Origin of the sequence: Paenibacillus andongensis (assembly GCF_025369935.1) — a bacterium.
Taxonomy (GTDB): domain Bacteria; phylum Bacillota; class Bacilli; order Paenibacillales; family NBRC-103111; genus Paenibacillus_E; species Paenibacillus_E andongensis.
In genome coordinates, this window is the sequence record NZ_CP104467.1 from 945001 (window position 1) to 959642 (window position 14642).

The 14642-nt window shown below is 45.2% G+C and carries 8 protein-coding genes, 6 tRNA genes and 2 rRNA genes (1 of these 16 running past the window's edge); 15 read left to right on the plus strand and 1 reads right to left on the minus strand.

The annotated features are described in order from the left end of the window. The 15 genes from NYR53_RS04295 to NYR53_RS04365 form a co-directional block, all read left to right on the plus strand. Positions 1 to 1604: ribosomal RNA gene (locus tag NYR53_RS04295) — 23S ribosomal RNA — on the plus strand; it begins 1312 nt to the left of the window's first position. A gap of 66 nt (positions 1605 to 1670) precedes the next feature. Next, a 5S ribosomal RNA gene (gene rrf / locus NYR53_RS04300) occupies positions 1671 to 1787 on the plus strand. 51 nt (positions 1788 to 1838) lie between these two features. Next, positions 1839 to 1915 (plus strand) — tRNA-Met (locus NYR53_RS04305). A gap of 7 nt (positions 1916 to 1922) precedes the next feature. Next, positions 1923 to 1998: transfer RNA gene (locus tag NYR53_RS04310), tRNA-Lys, on the plus strand. Between the two features lie 19 nt (positions 1999 to 2017). After that, a tRNA-Leu gene (locus NYR53_RS04315) sits at positions 2018 to 2097 on the plus strand. 43 nt (positions 2098 to 2140) lie between these two features. Beyond that, a tRNA-Gly gene (locus NYR53_RS04320) sits at positions 2141 to 2215 on the plus strand. A 9-nt stretch (positions 2216 to 2224) separates the two neighbouring features. Next, positions 2225 to 2301: transfer RNA gene (locus NYR53_RS04325), tRNA-Arg, on the plus strand. Between the two features lie 26 nt (positions 2302 to 2327). Continuing rightward, positions 2328 to 2401, plus strand: a tRNA-Pro gene (locus NYR53_RS04330). A 300-nt stretch (positions 2402 to 2701) separates the two neighbouring features. Further along, positions 2702 to 4525 (plus strand): carboxypeptidase-like regulatory domain-containing protein, encoded by a 1824-nt coding sequence (locus NYR53_RS04335; RefSeq protein WP_261304070.1) that lies wholly within the window; start codon positions 2702 to 2704, stop codon positions 4523 to 4525. A gap of 272 nt (positions 4526 to 4797) precedes the next feature. Beyond that, a complete protein-coding gene (locus NYR53_RS04340; protein WP_261304071.1) occupies positions 4798 to 5835 on the plus strand; it encodes an HD-GYP domain-containing protein in 1038 nt (345 codons plus the stop codon). Beyond that, on the plus strand, positions 5828 to 6775 hold the full coding sequence (locus tag NYR53_RS04345) for a diguanylate cyclase (RefSeq protein ID WP_261304072.1): 948 nt from the start codon (positions 5828 to 5830) through the stop codon (positions 6773 to 6775). The genes NYR53_RS04340 and NYR53_RS04345 overlap by 8 nt, the downstream gene beginning before the upstream one ends. A gap of 27 nt (positions 6776 to 6802) precedes the next feature. Then, positions 6803 to 8596, plus strand: a complete 1794-nt coding sequence (locus NYR53_RS04350) for a GAF domain-containing sensor histidine kinase (RefSeq protein ID WP_261304073.1) — start codon at positions 6803 to 6805, stop codon at positions 8594 to 8596. Positions 8597 to 8601: 5 nt separating this feature from the next. Then, complete coding sequence (locus NYR53_RS04355; protein ID WP_261304074.1) at positions 8602 to 10260, plus strand: thiamine pyrophosphate-binding protein; 1659 nt, start codon at positions 8602 to 8604, stop codon at positions 10258 to 10260. 145 nt (positions 10261 to 10405) lie between these two features. Then, positions 10406 to 11284 (plus strand): aldo/keto reductase, encoded by an 879-nt coding sequence (locus NYR53_RS04360; protein WP_261304075.1) that lies wholly within the window; start codon positions 10406 to 10408, stop codon positions 11282 to 11284. 151 nt (positions 11285 to 11435) lie between these two features. Beyond that, entirely contained in the window at positions 11436 to 13424 is a 1989-nt protein-coding gene (locus NYR53_RS04365) for a transglycosylase domain-containing protein (protein WP_261304076.1), read from the plus strand. Positions 13425 to 13553: 129 nt separating this feature from the next. On the opposite strand, the gene NYR53_RS04370 is transcribed toward NYR53_RS04365, so the two are convergent. After that, a complete protein-coding gene (locus NYR53_RS04370) occupies positions 13554 to 14570 on the minus strand; it encodes a hypothetical protein (protein ID WP_261304077.1) in 1017 nt (338 codons plus the stop codon). Positions 14571 to 14642 lie beyond the last annotated feature (72 nt).

The following is a 14642-nucleotide window of genomic DNA, read 5'->3' on the forward strand; positions in this document are numbered from 1 at the left end:
TCAGTGAGAATCTGATCCGCCGAAAACCTAAGGGTTCCTGAGGAAGGCTCGTCCGCTCAGGGTAAGTCGGGACCTAAGGCGAGGCCGAAAGGCGTAGTCGATGGACAACAGGTGGAAATTCCTGTACCACCGTAGCCGTTATGAGCGATGGAGTGACGCAGAAGGATAGTGACGCGAGCTGATGGATGCTCGTCCAAGCAGTGAGGCTGGTTAGTAGGCAAATCCGCTAACCGTAAGGCTGGGCTGTGATGGGGAGGGAAACTTTAAGTACCGAAGGTCATGAGTTCACACTGCCAAGAAAAGCTTCTAGCCAGGCGAAGGTGCCCGTACCGCAAACCGACACAGGTGGGTGAGAAGAGAATTCTAAGGCGCGCGGAAGAACTCTCGTTAAGGAACTCGGCAAAATGACCCCGTAACTTCGGGAGAAGGGGTGCCTCGGTAGGGTGAATAGCCCGAGGGGGCCGCAGTGAAAAGGCCCAAGCGACTGTTTAGCAAAAACACAGGTCTGTGCGAAGCCGCAAGGCGAAGTATACGGGCTGACGCCTGCCCGGTGCTGGAAGGTTAAGAGGAGTGGTTAGGGGCAACCCGAAGCTATGAATTGAAGCCCCAGTAAACGGCGGCCGTAACTATAACGGTCCTAAGGTAGCGAAATTCCTTGTCAGGTAAATTCTGACCCGCACGAATGGCGTAACGACTTGGGCGCTGTCTCAACGAGAGATCCGGTGAAATTTTAATACCTGTGAAGATGCAGGTTACCCGCGACAAGACGGAAAGACCCCATGGAGCTTTACTGCAGCTTGATATTGGACTTTGGTACGATCTGTACAGGATAGGTGGGAGCCTTTGAAGCCTGAGCGCCAGCTTGGGTGGAGGCGCCGTTGGGATACCACCCTGATCGTATCGGAGTTCTAACCTGGTACCGTAATCCGGTATGGGGACAGTGTCAGGTGGGCAGTTTGACTGGGGCGGTCGCCTCCTAAAATGTAACGGAGGCGTTTAAAGGTTCCCTCAGAATGGTTGGAAATCATTCGCAGAGTGCAAAGGCATAAGGGAGCTTGACTGCGAGACCTACAAGTCGAGCAGGGACGAAAGTCGGACTTAGTGATCCGGTGGTACCGAATGGAAGGGCCATCGCTCAACGGATAAAAGCTACCCTGGGGATAACAGGCTTATCTCCCCCAAGAGTCCACATCGACGGGGAGGTTTGGCACCTCGATGTCGGCTCATCGCATCCTGGGGCTGAAGTAGGTCCCAAGGGTTGGGCTGTTCGCCCATTAAAGCGGTACGCGAGCTGGGTTCAGAACGTCGTGAGACAGTTCGGTCCCTATCTGTCGCGGGCGTAGGAAATTTGAGAGGAGCTGTCCTTAGTACGAGAGGACCGGGATGGACGTACCGCTGGTGTACCAGTTGTCTCGCCAGAGGCATCGCTGGGTAGCTATGTACGGAGGGGATAAGCGCTGAAAGCATCTAAGCGCGAAGCCCCCCTCAAGATGAGATTTCCCAGTATGTAAGACCCCTTGTAGACGACGAGGTTGATAGGTTCGAGGTGGAAGTGCAGCAATGCATGCAGCTGACGAATACTAATCGGTCGAGGGCTTAACCAAAACCCTGAGTGTTACTTTACGCAAGTTTCGTATCTAGTTTTCAAGGCGCAAACCACGCTTTGACTGTTTGGTGATGATGGCGGAGGGGACCCACGCGTTCCCATCTCGAACACGACCGTTAAGCCCTCCAGCGTCGATGGTACTTGAACCGCAGGGTTCTGGGAGAGTAGAACGTTGCCAAGCAGTACCCGCAAGGGTATTAGCAACAATTGTAGGGATCATATCTAACTATGACGCGGGGTGGAGCAGCCCGGTAGCTCGTCGGGCTCATAACCCGAAGGCCGCAGGTTCAAATCCTGCCCCCGCAACCAATGATGCGAGTCATTAGCTCAGTTGGTAGAGCACCTGACTTTTAATCAGGGTGTCGTAGGTTCGAATCCTACATGACTCACCATTTGCCTTATTTACAGCATGCGCGTATGGCGGAATTGGCAGACGCACTAGACTTAGGATCTAGCGGGCGACCGTGGGGGTTCAAGTCCCTCTACGCGCATCAATCATCCCCAAGTCGTACGATACGGCTTGGGGATCCCTATGCGGAAGTGGCTCAGCGGTAGAGCATCGCCTTGCCAAGGCGAGGGTCGCGGGTTCGATCCCCGTCTTCCGCTCCATTTTATTAAGCGCCCTTAGCTCAGCTGGATAGAGTATTTGACTACGAATCAAAAGGTCGGGAGTTCGAATCTCTCAGGGCGCGCCATTTTTTTTAGAATATCATAGTAGTTCCGGGACGTAGCTCAGCTTGGTAGAGCACCTGCTTTGGGAGCAGGGGGTCGCATGTTCAAATCGTGTCGTCCCGATCATATTAAAGCATAATTTAGTAGTGAATTCACTGCTAGATTATGCTTTTTTTTGTGGAGCTCGGCTTGAAGCGGCAATTAGGATGACAGTTAAAGCATGAAGATGACATTTTCATTGTAGATGAAGGCGATCAAGACTTACCCTTGCGGTATTGAGTTTATTGAACGTACCCACTCAAAACCTCTTTCTCACTTATAAGTTAACTGAGAAGAGGTTATTTTTACCTATAAAAATAGAGGAAGATGTCAAATCATGTCGAATGAAATATGAACAGATTATTGGTCTAAGGGGAGAGTTAGATGAAAATAAGTCATTCAAAATGGATAGCAGCTTTAATTGTTACAATCGGATTGCTGCTAGGGTTACCTAATATTGATAAGGTTTCAGCAACGGTTTTGCCGGGTGGCGCAGGTGTTTCAGCTGCTTCCATTGAAGTCACCGTGAAAAATCCAGAGTCAAAACCAGTTAGCTCAGCAAAGGTTGTTGTTACTTCACCGAATTTACCGTTTCCATTACGAATTCAGTTAGATGGGAATGGATATGGCAAACTAGAAAATTTGCCAGTTGCAAATTATAACATCTACATCTCAGCTCCTGGGTATTTCAACGATACATATATTGGCGGTCAAGTTAGTGGTAACTATCAGCATGAAGTAACGTTGGAGCATAGGAGTGGTCAAGTTGAAATAATGAATTTTTATATTTATGACCCTTTTGAATACTCTTCTCTAGATCAAATTAAAGGGACTGTTTATTGGAGCACATACGGTACAATACCACAGGATAGCAAAATAAATATTAATTTTTTTGATAATAATAACACGGTAGTTGGTAATGTTTATTCTGGTATTAATCCTAATGCTAATATTTACACAGTGCCGGTTGGGATTTCCATCCCAGCGGGAGCGACAAGGATAGGCTTGGAGTTGCAGTCAGAATCATCTGTCTTGGCTCAGGTGACACGTCCGATTTGGAAATCATCCTTGTATTCGCCTGGTCAAGTACTTTTCAAGGATACTAATCCGGCCGGCGGAGTTATTGATGGAGTACTGAATTGGACTGGATCTGTGAATGAATCTCAAGTTACAGGCTACCGAGTTTTTTATCGTACCAAGAATGCACTAAATATAGAGCATCATTTGGGTGTTGTCGAAAAAAGGGCGGATAAAATTTATCAGTTTACTCTGCCAACGCTGCCAACAGATGTCGCAGAAATCGGAGTAGTAGTAAATAACAGCAATGGAGAAGAACCTGGAAGTTGGCCCATTCTATCCATGTATGATAATCGTTTATCGGATCCATTAACGTCTGTCCCTATAACATCCAATTTGCCTGTACCGAGGATTGTCGAAGGGCAGCTGAATTACCCGAAAGCAGGGAAAATAGCTGGTTGGTTAAGATGGGAAGTAACGTCAGATCGTAATATGCTTCTTCAACTAGCGGGTCAAACCATTTATTTTACCGATGCACATGGTACAAAATTACAACTGATCGGTTCTGCCTTTGAACCTCGTATCAATGATAATACTATGAATTATAACAGTCTAAATATTAACGAGCTTATCAGCATCCCGAATGGCGCAACGCAGATTGCGATATACTCTGTGCTAGAAAATGGCAAAGAGAATGACATACCAGCTTATTATCCGCTTCCCCCAACGATTCAATTCATTGATTGGGACGAGCACTATCGCAGTATCCGTGGACATATCACATGGAGTCAAGACAACGATGAGTCGAACATTAAGGCGTACTATGCTTATTTTACAGGGTATAATGTGATTCCGGTTGAAATAGGCCATGTACCTATAGGGGCACCATGGAGACTCTCTATACCTTCTTCTATCACGATTCCACAAGGAACAAATTTAATATCGATTTATACAATGGACTATAATAACCACTTGTCTCCTTATGGCTCACCGGTCTATATTTATGACAATACTACGTCTTATCAGGTACAAAATGCGCTTAAGCAAAAATACTTTACGGGAACTACAGCAATCGACATCGAACAGATCCTGCTAACTCTCAACAATCCGTCTAACCCTTTCTCCCAAATTAGTAAAGAGGACACAAAGCTCTTGTTATCACTCATTAAGCCGATTATGTCAGCTAACTAGATCTTTATAACTAGAAAAGGTCAGTCTATTTCATCAGAAATAGGCTGGTCTTTTTCCTTTTGTTGCGGGATCTACGCAAGTGATCTGACAGAAATCGAGAGAATAATCCAAGAAATTAACAAAAAATGAGTAATTATATAGCAATATGAGTAAAAAAATATTAAAATAATGGAAATTTTTATTTATAATAGAGGAGAATCTCCTTATTAAGAAGAACTAGTACTAATTAAATAGTTGGGGAAGTTTATTTGAGAAGAATAAGAGGTACATCTATGCAGAATTCATTGTTTTTTAAAAATGTGATAAATTCTGATTCCATCTTCGAATCGATCGGACAATTGAGTGATATCGCCAAGAAAACAATTGGCTGCGAGCATATCTCTCTCTTTCTTATAGATGAGAAACATCAGAGCACCCCAGCTTCTTATTCGGTTAATATTAGTACGGCAGTCATGGAACAGTTACAACAAATTGTGCTCCAAATGCAGTTTTTTTACCGAAATCCTGATGGAATACATTTGTCTGTACATAAGGCAGAAGGACATATAAAAAATTATCTTATATTGAGTAAATATGAGTGTATATACGGTTTTCATATCAAGCATGGTCTATCTTACGGGGCTTTATTATTCTCATTTCCTTCTGATATTCAACTTACGGAGGATCAATTGCATCTGTGCAATCTCATTAAACTGCATATGGAACAATTGATTAAAAAGATTCAATTCCGGAGACAAGTGCTGAAACAGAAAGCTTACGAGAATCTTTTTAATACGTTAAGGGTTAAAGATAGCTTTACGGTTGATCACTGTTATAATGTCGCTTTCTACTCTACTTTGCTTGGAGCTAAAGTGGGTGTAAGTGAGACTGAACTGGAACGCCTGAAGTTAGGGGCTCTTTTGCATGACATTGGTAAAATAGCAATTCCCGATCATATTTTGATGAAACCCGGGCGATTATCAGATGAAGAATTTAACGTCATTCGCCAACATCCTGTATTTGGCTATGAGCTGCTCAAAGATTTGCCGGATGTTGAGCACCTTCTGCCTATTGTAAAATGGCATCATGAACGCATGGATGGGAGAGGATATCCAGATAATCTGCAGGGTGAAGACATTCCCTTGCTTGTACGCATTGTAAGTATTGCAGATGCATTTGATGCGATGACTTCTACGAGAGTATACCGAGATTCGCTGCACGTGCATGAAGTCAGGGAACAGCTCCTTATTCACGCGGGCCAGCAGTTTGATGAGGAATTGGTGCGAATTTTCTTAAGTATCATCGATGAGCAGATGCAAATGAATGGATAATAACTTAGCAACAGGCAACTATTTTAGTAATGAAAGCTGGGATAGATTAATGAAATGTCGCATTCTTATCGTCGATGACGAACCCCATAATTTAAATATACTTCGAATATTTTTAAATTCGTTACATTATGAAATCATCACGGTTGAGGATGGAAAAGAGGCTCTCTCTATGGTCAAAGAGACGGCACCTGATCTTATTTTGCTTGATGTGATGATGCCTGACGTGACTGGATTTGAAATATGTAAACAATTAATAGCTCAAAGCGATTTTGATATTCCGATTATTTTCTTATCTGCAAATGCACAGAAAGAAGATATTTTACAAGGACTACGCTTAGGAGCCATTGATTATTTGACCAAGCCATTCGATCTGGATGTGCTGGAACGAAAGGTTGAAATAGCCCTCCACCAAAAAGCGAAGGTTAAAAACCTGAAGAAAGACAATAAACAATTAGCCAAATTGGTTTATGTGGATGCGTTAACTGGTTTATATAATCGAGCATACCTGGATATTACCATTCGGATGATCAAAGAGGGAACCAAGCAATTTCAAGCCGCTATGATGGTGGATATGGATTATTTTAAGGACATTAATGATAACTATGGTCATTTGGTTGGGGATCAAGTTTTGAGGGAAGTTGCAACGATCATATCGTCGAAAATCTCTTGCGAGCATGATCTAGCCTTTCGGTATGGCGGGGACGAGTACTTGGTCTTACTCCAAAATGAGGCGAATTGTGTAGAAATTGCAGATAGCATTATTAAGGCTGTCGACGGTTTAAAGGTTAGTTTGGCACCGCATAAATCACAGGAATTTTCAGTGAGCATCGGGTTGACGAAAAATTTCGATCCTACCTCTTTTGATCAAATCATTACGCAAGCTGATTCTGCACTTCTCGGAGCCAAGAATAATGGAAGACATCAAATAAAGATTCGTTAATAAAAGGGGAATGGGTGGGGCATGGTCATGGAATTGAAAAGTTTTCAAAAGTTATTTCAAATGACGAAGGTTATTAATTCTCAGTTTGAAATGTCAGAAATCCTGCAAGTCTTCGTTGACGCGATAGCTGGAGAGATTACGCAAGCAGATCTTGTTGGTTTTTTCTTGAAACAGCCGGATGGTACTTTTCAAGGATACAAAGGCAATAAACTGCCTGTAGATATAACGGAGCTGCTCATTGATCCTAGAGAAGATGAGTTTGTTAGGGATATTCTACGCAACCAAGCTAGCGACTATATTTCTGATACGAGTATCGATCTAAGATTGGATCAATCTAAGAGACAATTGTTAAAAATCAAATCGATCCTCGGGATTCCCGTTATTGTAGATAATGACGTGTTTGGACTTGTGTTCGTACACGATTTCGGTAAACCGATGAATATCACTCAGGAGCAAATGGAAGTTACAGAAGCTTTCGTCAACATGGCCAGTGTGGCGATTCGCAACATCCGTATGTTCGAACAACGGCAGCTTCTGATGGAGAAGCAGCAGCTTCTTCTTGACGCGACGAAAGCTTTGTCGGAATCATTGTCTGTCAAAGATGTTCTGAATACTTTTTTCCATTACATGCGCAAAGCCAGTGGGTCCAAGGATATTGGAATTCATCTATATAATGAAAAAGAGCACACGATTGAACCCTACCAATTGTCTTCTGAGAATGTAACGGTTGACGAATGGAAGGTTAAGCATAGAGAAGTCAAGTTAACGATTGAAAATGACCGCCTTCTTTATGAAGTCATTACTCAGAAGAAATCAGCGGCTATCGAGGATGTGTACGCGGATCCGCGGCCTAATCATAAAGCGTTCGTCTCATTTGATATTCGGAGTATAATGGTGTTTCCGCTCGTAGCCAAAGGCTCCGTTTATGGTGTTGTGGCAATTCCCTCAATCGGGAAGCCGAGGAAGTATGAGGCGAGCATCTTGGAATTCTGCCAATCGATTTCTGATGCTACAGCTACCGCGCTTTCGAATGCCCAGCATACGGAGACATTGGATCACTCTGTCAATGAACGCTCGATAGAGCTGCAGCATGCTAACTTCAAGCTAGAGGGTCTAGTACGAGAGCTGGAGCATCTGAATGAGTTGAAGAGCGATTTCATCGCGACACTTTCGCATGAGCTGCGTACGCCGATTACAGCGGTTAAAGGATCTGTAGATATCCTTAGCAAAGGGATTCTCGGTGGTCTCAATGATTCGCAAAAGGATTTACTGGATATTGCGTCCAAGTCGATCGAGCGTTTGCTGGATCAAGTGAATGAATTGCTGGATTTCGCTAAAATGGAAAACGGTAAATTTGAATTGGTGTATACCGAAGCTGATTTCAAAGAAATCATCAAGGAATCCGTTCATATTGTGCAATCTTTGATCAATAAGAAGAAATTAATTCTGGTTGTTGAATCAGATGCTGAAACGGATACGGTCGTAAGCGTCGATAAGCAGCGCATTTTGCAGATTCTATTGAATTTACTTTCCAATGCGATTAAATTTACACCGCCTATGGGTGTGATTACGATCAAAACGATTTTTGAAGAAACGGTTCTTACGGTTGAAGTACATGATAGTGGCATTGGAATCCCTTATGAGAAGCAGAAGAATATTTTCACGAAATTCTATCAAGCCAATAATCAAATTAATGGGACAGGCTTAGGTCTTGCGATTTCAAAACAACTTATCGAACTGCATGGCGGTCGGATTTGGTTTGAGAGCACGGAAGGTCAAGGTTCGGTATTCAAATTTACTTTACCTAAAGGAAGGGAGTAACCAATATGCGGGCGATTGAAGTAGGATTGAGATTCCTAGTACAACAAGGTGTACGATATGTTTTCGGTATTCCGGCAGGCTCAATCAATGCGATTTATGACGCCCTCTTAGACATCCCAGAACTTACACCGATCGTAGCGAAGCATGAGAACAGCTCCGGTTACATGGCAGGCGCATATACGAGAATTACCGGTATTCCATCCATTTGTGTGGCATCCAGCGGACCAGGAGCGACGAACCTCGTGACGCCGGCTGCGAATGCTTGGAAGCAGAAGCTTCCTGTTATATTCATCACAGGCTCTGTGCCGTCGGGGAAAATGGGCAAGGGGGGCGCGCAAGAGCTGTATGCTGAGCCTATCTTTGCATCGATTACGAAGATGAGCCGAACGGTTATAGACCCCAATCAACTGCCAGAGATTCTGGCAGAAGCCTATCACACCGCGATTAGCGGCGTGCCGGGACCTGTGCATTTGGCGATTCCTATTGATATTCAAATGACGGATATTGGCGAAAGAGAGCTTCCGGTGTTGCCTCCAGTTCAGCCGCCAACGATGGATATGGCAGCAGCGCAGGCGGCTGTTGAGCGAATCAAAGCAGCTGGTCTACGTGGAGCGATTCTGCTGGGGAATGGCGCTAAAGCATCGTCTGAAAGCATCGTACAGTTGGCTGAAACGCTTGAGTGGAAAGTGGCAACAACGCCTCGTGGTAAAGGAGCCTTTCCGGAAAATCATCCGCTTTCCTTAGGGATATATGGCTTATCAGCGAATATTAGAGCGAGCGAGTACTTGAACGGTAACGATCATGAGGTACTGCTAATCATCGGTTCAAGCTTAGGCGAGCTTGCAACAAGCAACTGGGAACCGCGATTGGTTGCGGGTAGAGAGCTCATTCACATCGATTATGATCAAAGTGAATTAGGTAAGTGCTACGAAACCCAATATCCTGTACATGGTGAAATCAAGCTTGTCATTGCGGAATTATTGGAGCAGCTTTCGGCTGATGGACAAGATAGATCGTATGCAAGCGAGGCATTCCAAGGGCTAGGAGAAGCAGCGGCAGCTTCCGAACAAGGCGAAGAGAAATGGAATACATTGTCGGCGATCCGTCGTCTCAGTGCAACAGCACCGAAGAATGCTCGATTCTTCCTAGATATCGGTGAATTCATGACTTATTCGATCCAAAACTTATTAATCGAAAGCGGACAAGAATTCGATATTGATATCAATTTCGGAGGTATGGGCTCTGGAATCGGAGGCTCGTTAGGAGCGCAATTAGCGGAACCGACTCGACCAACAATTTGTATTACAGGCGACGGCTGTTTCTTCATGCATGGTCTCGAAGTGCTAACCGCTAAGGAATACAATCTTCCTATCCTATTTGTAGTCATTAACAATGCCCGTCTCGGGATGGTTTATCATGGACATATGCTGCAATACAAAAGGTGCCTAGAAGACTTCTCACAAGAGAGAGTTAGTATTGCAGGTGTTGCCCAATCGCTTGGCTTACGTCATGCCGAAGTTAGATCTCTGGATCAACTAAAGAGTGAGCATGTGCAAGAGTGGCTTTCTCATGGAGGTCCTGTGGTTGTTGAAGTTATTGTGGATGGCAACGAAATTCCGCCAATGGGTGAACGCGTTAAGTTCTTGCAAGGGGCAACGTATTAATTGGCTTGAACAAGAGTAAAAAGTTTTTGGATGTTGGTATCCAAAAGCTTTTTTTTGCATCATACATCAGTGAAGACTGTATTCTTGGCCCAGTAAATGATAAGGTGAGAAAGAGTAAGAACAGTAAGGAAGGAGCAATTCATTCATGTTGAAACGAACCATAGGTCGTTTGAATTACGAAAGCTCAGTCGTTATGTTTGGTGCAGCTAGTCTCGGGAATGTGACGCAAGAGGAAGCAGATGCATCCATCTCTTTTGCCTTGCAGCATGGGGTTAACCATTTTGATACAGCAGCCAGTTATGGGGATGCCGAAGTACGTATGGGTCCATTGATCAGTCAAATTCGCAAGGATATTTTCCTAGCTACGAAGACAGGGCAAAGAACGAAGAAGGAAGCGAAAGAAGAAATTTATCGCTCACTGGAACGGATGCGGGTTGATTCTGTAGACTTACTTCAACTGCATGCGGTAGGCTCTATGGAGGAGTTAGACCGCTGCACAGAGAAAGGTGGTGCTTTGGAGGCAGCCTTGGAAGCGCAAGCTGAAGGTATTGTTAAGGAAATTGGCATAACTGGACATGGGCATGATGCTCCGATTGTACATTTGGAAGCGTTACATCGATTTCCTTTCGCAACCGTGCTCCTGCCGCTCAATTATTATATGTATGGCTTGCCGGAATATCGGGAAGCTTTCGATGCACTCATGGAAGAAGCGAATAAGCAACATGCGGCTGTCAGAGTCATCAAAGCGATAGCTAAGGCACCATGGGCGGAAGGGGAGAAGCGTCCTTACTCGACATGGTATGAACCTTTTGACCAGCAGCAGATTATAGATGCTTGTGTGCATTTTGTGTTATCTTTCCCCGGTGTGAGCGGGTTCGCAAGCGCAGGAGACATTCATTTGTTTCCTAAAATTGTCGATGCCGTGGAGCGATATGGTTCCATGAACGATGAGGAAGCGAAGCGTATCCTGAGCAGCATCAGCGGATACACCAGTATTTTCGGAGCGCCGACCTCAATCGCTTAAAAGGTAATATATTTAAAATGATGGCCCTTCAGTTGTTTATGAACTGGAGGGCTATTTACGTTGTTAAGTTGGCATAAGGTTCCTTCTCTCATGCGTCGCTAACTGCAGGAATCCTGCGAATATATATAGCGTACTTAAGGAGGAAGGTAAGATGTTCAAATCATTTTGGAAGAAAAAAAGGTTTTGGCAAATTTGCAGCGGTATTATGCTGACTGGATGTGTGATCGTATTCGTAGCTTGCTATTCCTACATTCGTGGACTTGATGTATCGAAGTTAAATCAGCCGCTGCCAGAGGCAACGCTTGTGCTGGATAAGAACGGTAAGCCGGCTTCGCAGTTGTCAGCGTCAAAAATTGAGCCTGTCCAGTTTTCACAATTGCCAAAGGTGTTAACGGATGCGGTTGTGGCTGTGGAAGATAAAAGATTCTATGAGCACACGGGTATTGATATGAGATCTATATTCCGTGCAGTGGGTCGCGACGTGCTGCGAGGCAGCTACTCGGAGGGAGCCAGTACGATCACACAGCAGCTGGCTCGAAATCTGTTCCTCAATGCGGATAAAACACTGGGCCGAAAGTTCAGAGAAGCCGCCTATGCGATTAAAATAGATACAACCTACAGTAAAAATGAAATTCTGGAGTTGTACTTAAACAGCATTTATTTCGGGGAAGGGAGCTGGGGGGTACAGGGAGCGGCTAGAACGTATTTTAATAAAAATGTGAAGGATCTAACCTTGCCAGAAGCAGCCGTTCTTGCTGCTCTTCCTAAGGCTCCTAGCCGATACTCACCTTTTCAGGATGAAGGTCAGGCACTCGAGCGAAGGAATACTGTGCTGGTATTGATGCGTAATGAAGGTAAAATTACCGCGCAGGACTACGAGAAAGCCAAATCTTCACCACTAGGTGTCGTTAAGTCCGATAAAGGCAACGAGCTGAAGGGACGCTATCCGGCTTATGTTGACGCGGTTATTAATGAAGCTGTTCATGAGTATGGTTTTACAGAAGAACAGCTGCTGACGGGTGGCTTGCGCATCACGACCGAGCTAGATCCCTCGGTGCAGAATGCAGTTACGGATGTTTTTAAAGACGATAGTCTATTTCCGGAAAGCAAGCAAGATCAGCTCATTCAAAGCGGTGCTGCCATCGTAGATCAGCGAACCGGCGGGATTCGTGCCTTAGCTGGCGGACGAGGAGAAGGAGTCTTCCGTGGGTTCAGTCGTGCAACGCAGTTGAAGAGACAGCCAGGATCATCTTTTAAGCCGATTGTTGTCTATGGACCCGCGTTGGAGAAAGGCTATAAGCCATCTTCCCCATTATATGACGGTCCATTAAATATCGAAGGTTACCAGCCACAAGATTGGGATCACCAAACGAGAGGGCAGGTGTCGATGCAGGAGGCGGTTGTTTCTTCTTGGAACGTGCCAGCCGTGTGGCTGCTTCACGAGATAGGGATTGATCGTGGACTCCAATTTGCCAAATCCCTGGGCATTACTTTACCGGCACAGGATCGACAGCTTGGCATCGCACTTGGCGGACTCTCAGAAGGGGTGTCCCCGCTGCAAATGGCGCAAGCATTCAGCGCCTTCGCCGCCAAGGGGGTTCTGCATCCAGCGCATACGATCACGAAGATCGAGACGAGCAGCGGCCATTTGCTCGTTGGGGCAAGCACGAAGGGGACTCCCGTGATGCAGCCGGAAACAGCTTATGCGATGACGACAATGCTGCAAGTGGCTGTTGCGCAGGGAACAGGCAAGAACGCTGCTATGAACCGCCCCGTTGCTGGTAAATCTGGCACTACTCAGCTGCCGCAGACGAAGGAATTCGAAGGCTTAGGCAGCGGAAGCGCTAAAGATGCATGGTTCGTTGGTTACACACCAGAGCTAACGGCTGCTGTGTGGGTCGGTTATGACCGTACGGATAAGGAGCATTACTTAACAACATCCGGCGGTGCTGTTCCTGCAGTGTTATTTCGCGAGATGATGAGTAGGGCCTTGGCCCAAGCACCGATTGTTCCCTTTGATATGCCGATTGTGGGGGCAGGGAGCCAGACGGTTAGTGATTCGAACGCATTTGAAGAGTCAAGCGAGAACAATAAGGAAGACAAAAAAGAACATGGACATGGTAAGGGAAAGAAAAGATGAAATAGCAAAAAGCCGTCGACATCCTTTTTGGATATCAGCGGCTTTTTGTTATGGCTATAGAGCTTCCTTACAGATGAGAAGAGGCTGCTCGAGTCTTCTACGGAGTGAGAAGCTGCAAAGTGTTATAAGTTAGTCATCATTGTGGCTGCTGCGATTCTGCTTTTCACTCTTTTTGTGATCATCGTTTTTTTCTGAATGTTCATTTTTACCATGCGCTTTGGACTTATTGTTATTACTTTGTTTATTGTAATTGTTGTTGTTATCGTCTTTTTCTATGTCTTTCTTTTTATCCTCATCCTCGTCATCATCTTTTTGTGCGTTCTCGTCCATATGGGAATCCTGCTGCTTTAGCGTGTTGGGCGCTTGTTCTTGCTGTTCTTGCTGCCATTTGGTTTTCATATGGATATTTAATTTACTTGCATCCAAGTTATAGTGCTCGGCAAGCAGCTGTACTAATGACTGCTCAGCATTTGAAGATTTGAGGTCGACGGAAGCAAGCAGCATTTTGATCCAAGCGGCGGCTTGCTCCCCTTTGAGATGAATCGTACCGCTATTTTCGGGCTTAACACTCAGATCATACAAGACCCCATTCGCACCCTTAGTTTGTTTAATTTGCAGTTTGAAATGCTTGCCATCCACCTTCAGATCGATATCCTCCAAGTTAGGATAAACCACATTGTTCTGCTGGGAAGGGGGTTGTGTGCTAGATACAGGTTGATTTGGCGCAGCTGCAGCAGCTTGCCCACTGGTTCCGGATGAAGCTGGTGTCGACGTTGGTACAGGGGTCACAGGCGTCGCTGGCACGGCTTCAGTCACGGGTGTTCCAGCACCAGTTGAGGTCGCTTTCACATAGGCAGCTTGCTGCTTGCTATTGACGATTAATTCGATTTGATCCCCAGGCTTTAAATCAGCCAGTTGGGCCTTTTGATCATTACGATAAACCCATACGGATTTGGCTAATGGAATGGTTTGTTCACCGGTATTTGTGTTTACAGTGACAGCATCCGAAGCGATGGATTTGAATGTCCCCAGGACGGAAGTCGATGTCGATGTATTAGGTGAAGTTGCCGCGTAGGCCGTCCACCCACAAAGCATCAAAACGACTAGGGTAATAGATAGTATCGTGATTGTTAATCTTTTGCGCATAAGAAGCACCTCCACTAACAGCTTTCGATACCGAATGATGTTTTAGGACGGTAGCCGCATCGCAGAAGAGTC